Annotated in this window: 8 protein-coding genes and 2 pseudogenes; 9 read left to right on the plus strand and 1 reads right to left on the minus strand. The window is 60.5% G+C overall.

Going from position 1 to position 16021, the window contains the following annotated elements:
- Positions 1–87: 87 nt before the first annotated feature.
- On the minus strand, positions 88–1032 hold the full coding sequence (gshB, locus tag RE428_RS23395; protein ID WP_004579736.1) for a glutathione synthase: 945 nt from the start codon (positions 1030–1032) through the stop codon (positions 88–90).
- Positions 1033–1589: 557 nt separating this feature from the next.
- Here gshB and pilG point away from each other — a divergent pair.
- The 9 genes and pseudogenes from pilG to RE428_RS23440 all read left to right on the plus strand — a co-directional run bounded on the left by pilG (position 1590) and on the right by RE428_RS23440 (position 16019).
- Positions 1590–1982 carry a twitching motility response regulator PilG gene (gene pilG, locus RE428_RS23400; RefSeq protein WP_004579735.1) on the plus strand — a complete coding sequence of 131 codons (393 nt, stop codon included), beginning with the start codon at positions 1590–1592 and terminating at the stop codon, positions 1980–1982.
- A 37-nt stretch (positions 1983–2019) separates the two neighbouring features.
- Complete coding sequence (gene pilH, locus RE428_RS23405) at positions 2020–2382, plus strand: twitching motility response regulator PilH (RefSeq protein ID WP_004579734.1); 363 nt, start codon at positions 2020–2022, stop codon at positions 2380–2382.
- A 17-nt stretch (positions 2383–2399) separates the two neighbouring features.
- Positions 2400–2945 (plus strand): chemotaxis protein CheW, encoded by a 546-nt coding sequence (locus RE428_RS23410; RefSeq protein ID WP_004579733.1) that lies wholly within the window; start codon positions 2400–2402, stop codon positions 2943–2945.
- Positions 2946–3021: 76 nt separating this feature from the next.
- The gene (locus RE428_RS23415; protein WP_004579732.1) at positions 3022–5094 is read left to right on the plus strand and encodes a methyl-accepting chemotaxis protein; all 2073 of its coding nucleotides are present in this window, start codon (positions 3022–3024) and stop codon (positions 5092–5094) included.
- Between the two features lie 53 nt (positions 5095–5147).
- A complete protein-coding gene (locus tag RE428_RS23420; protein WP_040882993.1) occupies positions 5148–6041 on the plus strand; it encodes a CheR family methyltransferase in 894 nt (297 codons plus the stop codon).
- An 11-nt stretch (positions 6042–6052) separates the two neighbouring features.
- Positions 6053–10285, plus strand: a pseudogene (locus RE428_RS23425) (Hpt domain-containing protein); the annotation flags it as partial.
- Positions 10286–10661: 376 nt separating this feature from the next.
- Positions 10662–14498 (plus strand): annotated as a pseudogene (locus tag RE428_RS23430) (hybrid sensor histidine kinase/response regulator); the annotation flags it as partial.
- A complete protein-coding gene (locus RE428_RS23435) occupies positions 14498–15547 on the plus strand; it encodes a chemotaxis protein CheB (protein WP_004579729.1) in 1050 nt (349 codons plus the stop codon). The pseudogene RE428_RS23430 and the gene RE428_RS23435, both read left to right, overlap by 1 nt.
- A 10-nt stretch (positions 15548–15557) precedes the next feature.
- Entirely contained in the window at positions 15558–16019 is a 462-nt protein-coding gene (locus RE428_RS23440; protein ID WP_004579728.1) for a chemotaxis protein CheW, read from the plus strand.
- Positions 16020–16021: the final 2 nt, after the last annotated feature.

Consider the following 16021-nt stretch of genomic DNA (forward strand, 5'->3'; position numbering starts at 1 on the left):
AGACTTCCGATGAGGGCCCAAGTTTGATGGCTTCACGCCCGCTTGTCTATCCTGTGCGGCCCAATTGGGTCGCACAGGACGTACTGCCTAGAGCCGGGCCTCGATGGCATCCAAAAGCTGGGACGAGATATCGATCCCGAATTCCCGGTCAAGTTCCCTGACGCAGGTCGGACTTGTAACGTTGATTTCGGTCAGGTAGTCGCCAATCACATCGATACCCACAAAAATCAGGCCTTTGGCTTTGAGCGTGGGGGCAATGCGCTCGCAGATTTCCCGGTCGCGGTCCGTCAACGGCCGGCCTTCGCCCCGACCACCGGCCGCCAGGTTGCCCCGGTTCTCGCCCTGGGATGGTATTCGCGCCAGGGCATAGGGAATCGGCTCACCATCGATCAGGAGGATACGTTTGTCGCCGTCCTTGATATCGGGCAGGAACTTTTGCGCCATGATCTGGTGGTTGCCATCCTGTGTCAGGATCTCGATGATCACACCCAGGTTGGAATCGCCCTCCTTGACCCGGAACACCGATTTGCCGCCCATACCGTCCACAGGCTTCATTACGACATCGCCGTGGCGGGCATAGAACTCCCGCAATCGATCGGAAGAGCGGGTGACCACAAGCGGCGGCGTGCAGTCGATAAAACGGGTGGCAAACAGCTTCTCGTTGCAATCCCGCAGCGCCGCAGGTGGGTTGACCACCAACGCGCCCTGGTCGGCCGCCGAATCGAGGATATGGGTGGCCATCATGAACTCGCGGTCCACCGGCGGGTCCTTGCGCATCAGGATGACATCCAGCTCGCCTAACGCGACTTCGAACTCATCGCCGAAGGTGTACCAGTCGTCGGGGTCCATGCGCACCGTCAGTTCGCGTACCCGGGCGCGGGCCTCGCCGCCGTCAAGGAACAGGTCTGGCTGTTCCATGTAGATCAGCTCCCAGCCACGTTTCTGGGCCGCCCAGAGCATAGCCAGCGAAGTGTCCTTCTTGAAATGGATGTCCTGGATCGGGTCCATGACGATGCCGAGTCTGATGGTCATAACGTGTTACACCTCGCAATAGAAACAGTGTGCCGTCCGGCTGGTTCGCTGACCGACTGTGAACCAGCCGGGCAGCACACGCGTCGTCAAAACGGGAACCAGTCAGCAGAGCGCGTAGATCAGGCCCTCGGGGCGCTTCGCAGGTGCTATGCTGGGCCGGGCAATGGTTACCGATGGTATTGCAGCAATGGGGTGTATGCACCCCTATTACACCCTTTTATAAGGGCTAATGCTTACCTGAACCAGAGGGTATTTCTTACGCAAAACCCGGTTATATCAACGCGGGGGTACATTTGGTCACAAACTTATGCTTTTTCTCAAGCGACCTATATTCTATAAATACTCTGGCTTTATAGAACGCCCCTTGAATGTGTGTTAAAAAGGCCCGTCAAATTACCCGCTGGTCACAAAAACCGTCGGACGGCGCCTATTCTGGGCATGGAGCACATGCCGGGCTGAAGTAAGGCTGGCCGCCGATTCGACCTCGTTTTGAGATTATTGCGGTTCGACTCGGGGCTGAACAACAACGATCCTGTAGAGCGCAAGGCTGTTGGACAATGGATGACAACTTCGAAAACCTGAAGATTATGGTGATTGACGATAGTAAGACGATTCGTCGCACCGCCGAAACCCTTCTTAAAAAGGTTGGCTGTGAGGTCATCACCGCAACGGATGGATTCGACGCCCTCGCCAAGATCGCAGACACCCAGCCCGATATCGTCTTTGTCGATATCATGATGCCCCGGCTGGATGGTTATCAAACCTGCGCCCTCATCAAGAACAATTCCACTTTCAAGAAAACGCCCGTCATCATGCTCTCCAGCAAGGACGGTCTTTTCGACAAGGCCAAGGGACGTATTGTTGGCTCCGATCAGTATCTGACGAAACCGTTCAGCAAAGACGAACTGCTGAACACTATTCGTCAATATGTTCCCACCGCGGAACAATAATCCCGATTATTGATGCAACGAATTTACCGAGGAAATCATGGCCCGCATCCTGATTGTCGACGATTCCCCGACCGAGGTTAAGAAAATCTCCAGCATCCTGGAAAAGCACCAGCATGAGGTTCTCTCCGCCGACAACGGCGCCGATGGCGTCGCCAAGGCCCGCGCCGAGAGCCCTGACCTGGTCCTGATGGACGTGGTCATGCCGGGACTGAATGGCTTCCAGGCCACACGCCAGCTGACCCGCGCACCGGAAACGGCTTCCATCCCTGTGGTTATCGTAACCACCAAGGACCAGGAAACCGACCGGGTCTGGGGTACCCGCCAGGGCGCCAAAGGCTACCTGGTCAAGCCGGTTAACGAAGACGAGCTGATCAAGACCATCAACAGTCTGATCGCCTGAGTCCCATTGGAGTAAGCATGTCCGCCCAGGCTGCCCCCTTTGCCGTACTGACGGATATCGCCCGGCGTAGCAAATCCCTTGCCTCCGGTCTGCCCGCTCAGCAGGAAGCCATCGAACTGTGGAACGGCATTGGTTTCACCTTGGGTGGCCAGCGCTACGTCGCTCCCATGGGCGAGGTTGTCGAAATCCTCCACGTCCCCCGCTACACCCATGTACCGGGGGTTCGTTCCTTCATGCTTGGCGCGGCCAATGTACGGGGCCGTCTGCTGCCCCTGATTGATCTCGCACACTTTTTTGATCTTAGCCGCACCTCCCGCAGTCATCGGGAGCGCCGTGTGCTGGTCATCGAACGGGGAGACCTGTTCAGCGGCCTGGTCGTCGATAGCGTCTCAGGCATGCAGTATTTCGCGATGGAAAACTTCATAGAAGAACCCGCGGAAACCCCAGACATCGTCCAGCCTTTCGTTCAGGGAGGCTATCGACGCAATGAGGAAATCTGGAAGGTGTTCTCGACCTTCGCCCTGATGGACGACGAGCGCTTCCTGGATGTAGCCCAGTGGTGAGCAGGACGGCAGGGCCTGCCCACTTAATACCAGACCGTAAGGACCAACTTGCCGACGCAAGGCCGGGAGCCAGAAAATGAAGAAAAGAGCCGGAAGATTCAACGCGGGTCAGGGCGCCAACAAGCTCGTTGGTGCCCTGATCGGTGCGTTGATCGTACTGACCGTCCTGCTCGTTGCGGTGCTGTTCATCATCAACCGTGACAGCCAGAACGACCAGGAATACATTGCCCACGCCAGTGAGCTGCGGGTACTTTCCCAGGAAATCGCGAAAAACGCCTCGGAAGCGGCCGGTGGTACGCCGGAAGCCTTCGACCAGCTACAGCGCACCCGGGACGAGTTCGCCACACGCTGGGGCTATATTATCGACGGTCACCCGGAAACCGGTCTGCCGCCGAGTGAACTCGCGGCCCAGAGCGGCGTACAGGAGAACTGGAACGCGGTGCGTGAGCGTGCCGATACCATTATCTCTACCCGCGAAGCAGTGCTTGGCCTGCACGAGGTTGCCCGCACCCTGAACGAAACCATTCCGCAGCTACAGGTGGAATACGACGATATCGTTCAGATCCTGCTGGATAACGACGCCCCGGCGGAACAGATTGCACTGGCCCAGCGTCAGTCGCTGCTGGCGGAGCGGATCGTGCGCTCGGTCAACAACGTACTCTCCGGTGACGAAGACGCGGTTATCGCCGCCGACCGTTTCGGCCGTGACGCTGCGCTGTTTGGTCGTGTTCTCGAAGGTCAGACGGAAGGCAACCCCGCCATGGGTATCTCCCGGGTCCAGGACGAGGATGCCATCTACGGTCTTGAAGCCGTTGCCGAACTGTTCGAGTTCGTCTCCCAGAACGTCGACGCGATCCTCGAAGCATCTCCCGACCTGTTTACCGTTCGCCGCGCTTCCAACGAGATCTTCCAGAGTTCCCAGGCGCTGCTGAACGAGACCTCTGCCCTGGCGGAAAACTTCCGCGATCGTGCGGATTCTCGCCTGATCAGCCCGATCCTGGCCTACATCATCCTGGCTGGCCTCGCTGCCGTGGTTGTACTGATCGGTCTGACTATCTACCGCGCGTCCCAGGACCGTCTGGCCAAGACCCAGGAACAGAACGAACAGAACCAGAACGCGATCCTGCGACTGCTGGACGAACTGGCTGACCTGGCGGATGGTGACCTGACCACCGAGGCAACGGTAACCGAGGACTTCACCGGTGCAATCGCCGACTCCATCAACTACGCGATCGACCAGATGCGCGGACTGGTACAGGCCATCCGTGGTACGGCGGTCCGGGTTTCTTCAGCGGCCCAGGAAACACAGGCCACTGCGATGCACCTGGCCGACGCGTCCGAGCACCAGGCCCAGGAAATCGCCGGCGCCTCCGCGGCGGTGAACGAGATGGCGGTGTCCATCGACCAGGTTTCCTCGAACGCTGCTGAATCCTCCGCGGTTGCGGAGCGGTCCGTTGCGATCGCGAAAAAAGGCGCGGAAGTGGTACAGAACACCATCCGCGGCATGGACAACATCCGTGAGCAGATCCAGGAAACCTCCAAACGGATCAAGCGTCTGGGTGAATCCTCGCAGGAAATCGGTGACATCGTATCGCTGATCAACGACATCGCCGACCAGACCAACATCCTGTCCCTGAACGCCGCTATCCAGGCGTCCATGGCTGGTGACGCCGGTCGAGGCTTCGCGGTGGTTGCGGACGAAGTTCAGCGTCTGGCGGAGCGCTCCTCCGCTGCGACCAAGCAGATCGAAGCCCTGGTTAAGACGATCCAGTCTGACACCAACGAGGCGGTTATCTCCATGGAACACACCACCGCCGAGGTGGTCCGTGGTGCTCGTCTGGCCCAGGACGCGGGTGTTGCCCTTGAGGAAATCGAGAACGTATCGATGAACCTCGCGGAACTCATCCAGAATATCTCCAACGCGGCGCGCCAGCAGGCCTCGTCCGCGGCTCACATCTCCAACACGATGAACGTTATCCAGGAGATCACGTCGCAGACATCCTCCGGTACCAACGCCACCGCGAAGTCTATCGGTAACCTTGCCGAAATGGCGGCAGAGCTGCGGTCCTCCGTTGCCGGCTTCACCCTGCCGGAAGAGGACATCCCGGAAGAGGAAGAAGAAGACAGCGACGTTCCCGTAGTCAGTTGATAGCGGCTGATAGCGAGCTGATGCAGCGCCGGATGTGCGGCTGAATCATGATCATGACCGAAACGCGCAACGACATAGCCTCCGGCATCTGGACTCTGCGTCCGCTTCCCGAAATGGATGCGGCGCAGTTCAGACAGTGGCAACAGCTGCTGGAAGACCGGACCGGAATGACCCTGACGGCTGATCGACGTTCGTTCCTTCAGACCAATCTGGGTATCCGGATGCGGGAAATCGGTTGCGAGACCTATCAGGCCTATTACGAGAAAGTGGTCAACGGCCCCGGCGCGATCGTCGAGTGGGCCGTCCTGGTGGACCGGCTCACCGTCCAGGAAACCCGCTTCTTTCGTGATCCTGATGCCTTCCGGCTGGTCTCCGACTATGTCATGACCCGGCCACGGGAACACCTGAAACGGCATCCCCTGGAAGCCTGGAGTGTGGGTTGCTCTACCGGCGAGGAACCCTACACCCTGGCCATGCTGCTGGATCAGTCCATGCAGCAGCTCGAACTGGAACCGCTGTTCGGCGTTACCGGCTCGGATATCAGCAAACCGGCGCTGGAAAAAGCGCAAAGAGGTGTTTTCGGTGCCCGCAAACTGGTGAGCACCGATATGGCGGTCCGGGACCGCTATTTTCGCCAGGTGGACGGCAATCAATGGGAAATCGACCCGGCCATCCGCCAACGCGTTTGTTTTACCCGACTGAATGTGCTGGACCTCAGTCAGGCACCGATGCATGGCATGAACATTATCTTCTGCCAGAACCTGCTGATCTATTTCCGCCGCTGGCGGCGCAGGGAAATCGTAAAACGCCTGACTGAACGGCTCGCACCCGGCGGCCTGCTTGTGCTGGGCCAGGGTGAGCTGACGGACTGGCAGCACCCGTCCCTGCAACGGGTGCCATCGGATAGTGTTCTGGCGTGGATCCGCCGCCAGACTGACGAAGAATAACCGGAGTGGTTATGGGCAATCACCATGACAGTATCGCCCTGGACTGGGTCAGGGGCGAAATACAGGACACCCTCAGACAGGGGCAGCAGGCACTGGAAGCCTTTGTCGAGAACCGTGACGACACTGCTCGTCTGCGTTTTTGCCTGAACTACCTCCATCAGGTGCATGGCACCCTGCAGATGGTCGAGCTCTATGGCGCGGCCCTGCTGACCGAGGAAATGGAAAAGCTGGCCCAGGCCGTACTCAACGAGACGGTGGCCAGTGTCGACGAAGCCGTCGAAGTCCTAATGGAAGCGATCCTCCAGTTGCCCCAGTACCTGGAGCACCTGGACAGCAGCCGTGACGATTTTCCCATGGTGCTGCTGCCGCTGCTGAACGACCTGCGGGCCGCCCGGGGTGAAGCCCTGCTTTCGGACACCTCCCTGTTCAAGCCCGACCTGTCGCCGGCACAGTTCCGCCCGGTGCCGTCGGTGTCCCAGCGGCTACAGGACCCCAAAGTACTCGGCCATATCCGTAAACTGCGCCAGATGTTCCAGTTCGCCCTGGCAGGCGTGGTTCGCGAAGCCGATCTGGACGCCCATTTCGACTATCTGGATAAGGTTATCCAGCGGGTCATCAAGCTGTGTCACCGCACCCCGCGCGGCGAACTCTGGTTGGCTGCCGGCGCCTTCGTCGACACGCTCAAGAGCCGCGACAATGCGGTCAATTCTGCGGTCAAGACGCTGCTTAGCGATCTGGACGCCGAACTTCGTCGCCTCATCGACGAGCATATCGACATCCTGCAACAGCCGGTGCCCGAAGCCCTGTTCAAGCACCTGCTCTATTACGTCGCCCGAGCCTGGGAGCTTAACACCGAGCGCGTCGACATCCTGCGCGAACGCTATCACCTGGATCAGGCACTGCCTTCAGAAGAGTCGGTCGACAACGCCCGCAGTCGTGTGTCCGGCCCCGGCCGAGAGGCGATCCATTCCGTCGTCAGTGCCCTCAACGAGGAGCTGGCGCGCCTGAAGGATCAACTGGACCTGTTCGTACGCGCGGAATTCCGCCAGAACAACGAACTGGAAGAACTCCTGCCCGGTCTCCAGCAAGTCGCCAATACCCTGGCGGTACTGGGACTGGGTATCCCCCGCCGTGTCGTCACCGAGCAGATCGAGATCGTTCAGCGCCTCAGCACCAGCGATACGCCAGCAGACGACGGCAGCCTGATGGATATCGCTGGCGCCCTACTCTACGTCGAGGCCACGCTGGCCGGCCTGGAGAAAGAACGCCAGACCCAGAAGGAAGATACCGGGGAAGCCATCCAATATGGCGGCCAGGAACTGAGCGAAGCCAACAGTGCCCTGCTGCGCGAATCGCGCAATTCCCTGGAACAAGTCAAGACGGCGATCGTCAACTTTATCGCCGCCCAGTGGGATCCACGGGAAATCGAACACGTTCCCGGCCTGCTGCACAGTATTCGTGGCGGCCTGCAACTGATCCCGCTAGAGCGGGTATCGACCATGCTGGTTTCCGCTGAGCGCTACATCCAGGATGTGCTGCTCGACGGCAAGCGCGTTCCGGACTGGAAACAGCTGGACACCCTGGCGGATACGGTCACCAGCATCGAGTATTACCTCGAGCGTCTCGCCGAGGGCATAGAGGACAACGAAGCGGTTCTCAAGATTGCGGAAGACAGCCTTCGCAGCCTGGGTTTCCCGGTTGGAGAAGAGCCGACGTGGGACCGCAGTGGGACCGTCGAAGCGCCTGAAGTGGTCGAAGATGCTACGCCGGTAGCCGAATTCGAAGCACCCAAGACGTCCGACGCTGACTTGGTGGACGATGAGATCCTAGAGATCTTTATCGAGGAAGCCGAGGAAGTCCTCGCCACCATTCAGGAATACTATCCGCGTCTCCACCAGAACCACGACGACCGGGAGGCGCTAACCGAGGTTCGCCGAGCATTCCATACCCTGAAGGGCAGTGGTCGCCTGGTGGGCGCCACCAGTATTGGTGAGCTGGCCTGGTCCGTTGAGAACCTGCTGAACCGGGTCATCGACCAGACCATCAAGCCAACGGAAGAACTGTTCTCGCTGGTGAATACGGTCATCGCCCGTATTCCCGGCCTGATCACCGAGTTCCGTCAGGGCGAAACCGACGGCGACGTGGCTGACCTGATAGCCCAGGCCGAAGCCCTGGCAACCACGCGCAAGACCAGCCAGGAACCGGAACCAGCCGCGGCTGACGATGCGATGGACGATGCCGATGATTCTCTCGTCCTCGAAGATCCCGAAGCGGATGCGGATGCAGTTGAAGCGCCCATAGCGGAAGATACCGATAATACGGCGCCGCCGGAAACCACTGCGCAGGCTGTCGATACCATCGATGATGACCTCATCGATGACGAAATCCTCGAAATCTTTGTCGAGGAAGCCGGCGAGGTCCTGGAAACCATCCGCGAATACCTGCCGATGCTGCTACGCCAGTACGATGACCGTACTGCGTTGTCTGAAGTACGGCGCGCCTTCCACACGCTCAAGGGTAGCGGCCGCATGGTTGGAGCCAGTGTCGTTGGCGAGCTGGCCTGGGCCGTGGAGAACATGCTCAACCGCGTCATCGACGGCAGTATCTTCATGAACGACGATGCGGCCAAGCTGCTGGATGAGGTGGTCCAGATCCTTCCGGACCTGGTCGATGATTTCGAGGCGCGCCGTCCGGCCAGCATCGACACGTCGCCCTACGAATCCCGCGCCAAGGCCCTGGCCAACGGCGAGATCCTCGAAGCCAGCGAAATGCCGCTGGACAGTCAGGCCGATTCCCTGGCGGAGGAGGCCATCCAGACCGAAGAACCGGCCCCGTTATCCCAGGAAGATAGCCGCGGCGAGGCCATTACCGAATCCGACGAACACCTGGTGGATCCGGTCCTGCTGGAGATCTTCGAGAGCGAGACCGAAACCCACCTGCAAGCCCTCAAGACATTCCTGGCGGAGGCCGAAGGCCGGGACACTACCGCTTATACCGACGGTCTTTCCCGCGCCCTGCATACCCTCAAGGGTTCGGCTCATACAGCGGGTATCGAACCGCTGGCCCAGATCATTTCGCCGCTGGAGAAATTCGTCAAGACGGCTCGGGCGGAAAACCACCGCGCCGACCGCGATGTACTGATCCTGCTGGAAGACGCCTGTGGCTTTATCGAAAGCGGGCTGGCCCAGCTCCGTACCGCACCGCAACAGACGCTGCCGGGTACCGCTGCGTTCCTCGAGCGGCTCGAACTGATTGCCGAGCGTACACTGACCTCCCGCACGGTCGACGACGAGGAAACTACTACCGAAGCAGATCCGCAGTTGATACAGCTGTTCCTCAACGAGGGATTGGATATCCTGCTGGATGCGGACGCCATTCTCGATAGCTGGGCTGCCGCGCCGGGCGAGAACGAGCAACTGGACAAGCTGGTACTGGAACTGCGCCAACTGGCCCGCGGCGCCGAAGTAGCCGGACTGATCGACGTATCACACCTCGCGGATCTGTTGGAGCGCACCTACGCAGCGATTTTCGACGCGAACGTGCAGCCCGACGGCGACTTCTTCGAGGTTGCCCGGGCTGGTCACGAAGCCCTGATCAACATGATGGATCAGGTCGCTGCCGGACTCGCCACCAAGCCCGACAACGAGTTACTCGCGCGTCTGCAGGAGAAACTGGACCAGTTCCGCGCCAAGGCTGATGACGCCTTCAGTCACGACCTCGACGAAATCGACCACAGCCTGGACGAGGAGCTCGAACTGGACCTGCCGAAACTCGACGAGGACGAAGAACCCGACGAGTTGCCGCAGCCCCCGAAGTTCCCGGCAACCGAGGAACCCCCGGAGGCCGGCAGCAGCGCTACCGACCTGGATCCGGAATTGGTGGAGATCTTCCTTGAGGAAGCTTCCGACCTCATCGAGGGCACCGGCGAACGTTTGCAGCAGTGGACCGAGCAGCCCCATAACATGGACCTCGTCCGCCACCTCCAGCGTGACCTGCACACCCTCAAGGGTGGTGCGCGCCTGGCGGATATCAGCCCGATCGGCGACCTCTCTCACGAGCTGGAAACCCTGTTCGAAGGCCTTACCGATAACCGTTTGGACACTAGCGAAGAGCTGGAAGACCTGCTGCTGCGTAGCCATGATCGCCTGGCGGCCATGGTGGATGCGATCAGTAGCAACCAGCAGCCTCGCCCCGCGCCGGACCTGATCCAGGAAATCCAGTCCTATATCAGCGCTCACGCGGGCCGTGGCAACCTTCCCCAGCAGGATGGCTATGGGGTCAGTGATGCCAGCCAATCCACCGAAGACTTCGACGAACATACAGCCTTCGATTTAACGGAAGAATTTGCGGCAAGTGACACCCCGGAGACAGCCGATGACTCCGAGTTCACTGACGACTTGCCCGAGATCGAACTGGACGAGTCCGAGCAGACTACAGCGGACGAGCCTGAATTCCATGCCGGGGACGAGCTCGAGCGCTATATCTCCGAAACCGGCCATTTCGACGTCTCGGACAGCGAAGGCGACGACGGCGATGAACCCGCCGTAGCGGAGCCTGGCGAAGCAATATCCAACGATGTCCAGCAACCGGAATCGACGCCCCCGAAGCGGCATCCAGAACCTGGATCCAGAACTGGCTGAGATCTTCCTGGAAGAAGCCGGCGAGATCATCGATACCTCCGGAGAGCAGCTTCACCAATGGCAGGCCAACCCCCACCAGCCGGAGCTGGTGAAGGAACTGCAACGGGAACTGCATACCCTCAAGGGCGGCGCCCGCATGGCGGAGATCGCGCCGGTTGCGGATATCGCCCATGAAATGGAAACCCTGTTCGAACTGATCGCCGACGGCCGCCTGGAAGCAACGCCGGCCCGCACACAGGTTGCCCTGCGTGCCCATGACCAGCTCGCCACCCTGGTGGATTCGATCGCCGAATCCGGTCATTGTCCGGATGCACCTGATGTCCTGGCCGCCTTGCGCGCTGCCCTGCTGGACGAGCCGGTCGGCGAGATCAACGAGGACATCGATCTGGCGGACGCGTCCGTCGACGAGACGCCGGAAACGCCTGAGCTGGAAATCGACGAAACCGGCGAGGAAGAGCCCCAGGCCGAGATCGAAGAGGGCATGCCCGCGGAACTGGATGCGGACGAAACAGCCGAAGACGAGGCTGGAGACAACGACCTGGATCCGGAGTTGGTAGGCATCTTCCTGGAGGAGGCCTACGACCTCATCAACTCCACTGCCAGCACCCTGCACGCCTGGACCGAAAACCCGAACGATGCCGCATTGGCCGGTGAACTGCAGCGGGACGTCCATACGCTCAAGGGCGGTGCCCGGATGGCCGGCGTCGATGCCATCGGCGATCTGACCCATGTGCTGGAGGACCTGTTCGAGCGCGTAGCCGAAGGCCGACTGGCCGCAACACCGGCAATGAACGACGTTCTCTTTGCCTGCCACGACCGCCTGGCCCAAATGGTGGAGCAGGTTGCGGCCCAGAAGCCTTGCGTCCCTGCACACGAACTGATTGCCCAGGTCGAAGGTATCCTTGCCGGCGAGCAGAGCGCTGAGGAGGCAGCCGACAGCGCAGCCGAACCAGAGTTTGGAGGTTTCGAACCGCCTGTCGAACCAACCGAGGCCAGCGATAGCATAGAACTCGCTCCCCTTGAGCGGGACGACGACCTGATCGGCATCTTCCTTGACGAAGGCCTTGAGATTCACGAAGCCATTAAGGAATGCCTGGCGCAGTGGCGGGACGAGCCCGAAGCACTCAGTGGTATCACGGCGCTGCAGCAGGAACTGCATACGCTCAAGGGAGGCGCCCGCCTCGCGGACGTGGATCCCATTGCGGACCTCGCCGAAGCATGGCACGCACGCCTGGAGGAGGTTATCGTCGGCCGTGCAGGCAGCCCCTCTACACTTGGGCTGAGCGAGAAGGCCGCGGCTGACCTGGGCCGCATGCTCAAGGACATCGAACATGGTGTCTCCCCAGTGGCGGACGCCTCTCTGGTCGAAGCCTTGAGGGAGGAAGACGAGCATGCTCCGGCCGAGCCACAGGCTGAGCCGGCAGAGGCACAAGCTGAAGAGGCGCCCGAAGCGGTCGATCCGGAAGTCCTGGAAATCTTCCTCGAAGAGGCCGGAGAACTGCTCGACCAGATCGAGAACCTGTTAGAAGACTGGCGCAAGGAACCGGCAAGCACTCATTTCAACCAGGAGCTGCAACGTGCCCTGCATACCCTGAAGGGGGGTGCGCGTCTGGCACAGCTGGTAGAGCTGGGTAACCGGGCCCATGAATTCGAGACGCGACTGATCGACCTGGGTGGCAACGAGCCCGGTCCGGATGCATGGAAAGCCATTACCCGGGATCACGATACCTTGACCGACATGGTCGGTGAGATTCGTAAGCGTTACGAAGAAGCGGGTTCCGGTCCGGTCGAACTACCGAAGATGGACACACCGCCGGCCGAAACCGACTCGCAGGCGGCGAACGTCGAGGTGCCGGCGGCGCCTGAGCCGAAGTTGGAGCCGTCGGAAGCGGTTCCGGCTGCGAAGGCCCCCGAGCCCAAGCCGACACCGAAGAAGGCCGACACCGCCAGGAATCGCAAAGCCGAAGCCGCCCGGGCAGCCGCCCAGGAGACCATCCGGGTTTCTGCGCCGCTGCTGGACGAGCTGGTTAACCTGGCGGGCGAAACCAGTATTACCCGAAGCCGCCTGGAGCAGCAGTCCAGCGATTTCAGTCATACCCTTGACGAAATGGCGGCCACGATCGAGCGTCTGCGCGAACAGTTGCGCAGAATGGACATCGAAACCGAAGCACAGATCCTGTTCCGTGCCGAGAAAGAGCATGGACCGGATTACGGCGAAGACTTCGATCCGCTCGAGATGGACCGTTATTCGTCGATCCAGCAGCTCTCCCGGGCATTGAGCGAGTCGGCCTCTGACCTTGCGGACCTGCGCGAGACCATGACCGATCGGACTCGGGATACGGAAACCCTGCTGGTACAACAGTCGCGGATCAACACCGAGTTGCAGGAAGGCCTGATGAAGACGCGGATGAACCCGTTCTCATCCATGGTGCCGCGCCTGCGTCGGATTGTCCGCCAGATCAGTGGCGAGCTGGGCAAGAAGGTCGAGTTCGACGTCCGCAATGCCGAAGGTGAAATGGACCGCAACGTGCTCGAGCGTATGGTTGCGCCTCTGGAGCACATGCTGCGCAATGCCCTCGACCACGGTATCGAAACACCGGAAGAACGCCGCCAGGCGGGCAAGCCGGAAACCGGCGAGATTACCCTGTCACTGACCCGCGAAGGCGGCGAAGTGGTGCTGCGGATGATTGACGACGGCGCGGGTGTCCGCACGTCGGCAGTGCGCGAAAAGGCGATCAAACAAGGCATGCTGCGCGCAGATGAGGAGCTTTCCGACCGGGAAATCCTGCAGTTCATCCTGCAACCCGGCTTCTCCACCGCCGCCAAGGTCACCCAGATTTCCGGCCGTGGTGTGGGCATGGACGTCGTCGCCAGCGAGATCAAGCAACTCGGCGGCAGTCTGGATATCGATTCGATGCTGGGCAAGGGCACGACGTTTACCGTCCGCCTGCCGTTCACCGTATCGGTCAACCGGGCACTGATGGTCTCCACCGGTGAGGATTTCTACGCCATCCCGCTGAATACCATCGAAGGTATCGTGCGGGTCAGCACCTACGAGCTGGAGGAGTACTACAAGCCGGAAGCGCCCATGTACGAGTACGCCGGCCAGCAATACCGCCTGCAATACCTGGGCAGCCTGCTGCATTCTGAGCATCATCCCAAGCTTCAGGGTCAGGCCCTGCCGCTGCCGGTTATCCTGGTTCGTGGTGCCGAGCAACCGATGGCGCTGCAGGTGGACAGCCTGATGGGTAGTCGTGAAATCGTGGTTAAATCCCTGGGGCCGCAGTTCACCTCCGTACGGGGTGTATCCGGTGCGACCATCCTGGGTGATGGTAACGTGGTTGTGATTCTCGACCTGCCGGCCATGATCCGTTCCGATATTCTCTCCGAGCGCCAGCGCATCGCCGATCTCGAGGCGGCGCAGGAGCAGGCCCGGCGCGAGCGCCGTGCCACTGTGGTTATGGTCGTGGACGACTCGGTTACGGTACGGAAGGTCACTTCGCGCCTGTTGGAGCGGAACGGTATGGAAGTGCTGACCGCGAAGGACGGCCTCGATGCGGTTGCACAGTTGCAGGACCATCGCCCGGATATCATCCTGCTGGATATCGAGATGCCGCGTATGGACGGTTTCGAAGTGGCCAGCTTCATTCGCCACGACGACAACCTGCGCGAAACGCCGATCTGCATGATCACCTCGCGGACCGGGCAGAAGCACCGTGAGCGTGCGCTGGCCATCGGTGTCAACGAATATCTGGGCAAGCCGTTCCAGGAAACCCAGCTGCTCGATACGATTGAGCGGCTCACCGGGCAGAAGTAATGGCAACCGAAGGGTCGCTGCCGGGTGTGGCTATCGTCTCCGATAGCCCACTGCAGCGCCATCGGTTGCAGGATGCCATCGGCAAGTTCGGCCTCGCATCGGCATTTACCGGTGACCCGGACCGGCTGATGGCCTATCCGACGATACCGGATGTCCAGCTCTGGCTAGTGACCCTGGAAGACGAGGCGGACCACCCGACATTGTTCGACTTTCTGCTTGAGAACACGGATGCCCCCATCCTGTTTGGGTTGGACGAAGCACCTACTCCTGGTAGTACGGAGTTTTTCCGCTGGGAACGGCGCCTGGTCGATAAACTGGAACAGCAACTGGGCGCGCTGGAACAACTGGACGGCAAGACGACACTCGAGGCACTGGACCAGCCGCCGCAGACGGTCACGGCTCCCGAGCGACCTCACTGGATCCCGGCCGGCAAGGAAGGCGAGCCTGCGGAAGAAGTGTGGATACTGGGCGCTTCCCTGGGTGGCCCGGCAGCGGTGAAGGCATTCCTGGATAGCCTGCCGCCAGGACTGCCTATCGGCTTCATCTATGCCCAGCACATCGACGGCAACTTTACCGATGTGCTCACCCGGGTACTCGGTCGCCATGCCCACTATGCACTGCGCCGCGCCGAAGTAGGCGCGCGGGTTCGCAACGGCGACGTCGTGCTGCTGCCGGTGGAGAATGAATGGTACCTGGATGCTGCGGGCAGCCTGCAGCAGAAGAGCTGCCCCTGGCCCGGTCCCTACGGCCCATCCATCGATCAGGTGCTGCTGAACGTGTCCGACCATTACCGGGAGCGCTGCCATGCTATCCTGTTTTCCGGCATGGGCAACGATGGGGCAATTGCCGCACCTATCCTGCAAGCTTATGGCAGCCGGATATGGGTCCAGAACAGCGAGAGCTGCGGCAACAGCTCTATGCCGGATTCGGTGAAGGCGACCGGCTGCACCAGCTTCGTCGGCGATCCGACGCAATTGGCGCGCAAACTGACACAAACCATTGAAGAATCCTGGCTGCTCAAGCGCAGACAGCAACGCGATTCCGCCTGAGGACAATACCATGGCTGATAATTCACAAGTCCTTCCCTGCGTACTGATTCCGGTGACGGACCGCCAGCTCCTCCTGCCTAACGTCTCGATCGCCGAAATCGTCGATTACGCGGAGCCGGAAACCGCGGAGAACGGCCCGGAGTGGCTGGTGGGCTATCTCAACTGGCGCGGCCTGAAACTCCCGGTGATTTCCTACGACGCTGCCAACGGTGGTGACCAGCACCAGCCAGATGCCATGCGCGGTCGTATTGCCGTGCTCAACACCATCAGCCAGAGCCACCAGCGCATGCCCTTCCTGGCAATGGTAACGCAAGGTATTCCCAGCCAGGCCAAGCTGACCGATGACCAGGTCAAGGAAGCCGAAGGCGAGACAGGTCCCGCCGACCTGATGGTCGTGGATGTGGACGGACACATCGCCTATATACCCAACCTCGAATACCTGGAATCCCTGGCCCAGAAGTCCGCCGCCTGAAC

Origin of the sequence: Marinobacter nanhaiticus D15-8W, from assembly GCF_036511935.1 — a bacterium.
In the GTDB taxonomy this organism is placed as follows: domain Bacteria; phylum Pseudomonadota; class Gammaproteobacteria; order Pseudomonadales; family Oleiphilaceae; genus Marinobacter_A; species Marinobacter_A nanhaiticus.

Bases quoted from the DNA above. Each gene is read 5' to 3' on its own strand.
- RE428_RS23410 (WP_004579733.1), top strand. From the start codon at position 2,400: ATGTCCGCCCAGGCTGCCCCCTTTGCCGTACTGACGGATATCGCCCGG.
- pilG (WP_004579735.1), top strand. From the start codon at position 1,590: ATGGATGACAACTTCGAAAACCTGAAGATTATGGTGATTGACGATAGT.
- RE428_RS23415 (WP_004579732.1), top strand. From the start codon at position 3,022: ATGAAGAAAAGAGCCGGAAGATTCAACGCGGGTCAGGGCGCCAACAAG.
- pilH (WP_004579734.1), top strand. From the start codon at position 2,020: ATGGCCCGCATCCTGATTGTCGACGATTCCCCGACCGAGGTTAAGAAA.
- RE428_RS23420 (WP_040882993.1), top strand. From the start codon at position 5,148: ATGACCGAAACGCGCAACGACATAGCCTCCGGCATCTGGACTCTGCGT.
- RE428_RS23435 (WP_004579729.1), top strand. From the start codon at position 14,498: ATGGCAACCGAAGGGTCGCTGCCGGGTGTGGCTATCGTCTCCGATAGC.
- RE428_RS23440 (WP_004579728.1), top strand. From the start codon at position 15,558: ATGGCTGATAATTCACAAGTCCTTCCCTGCGTACTGATTCCGGTGACG.
- gshB (WP_004579736.1), bottom strand. From the start codon at position 1,032: ATGACCATCAGACTCGGCATCGTCATGGACCCGATCCAGGACATCCAT.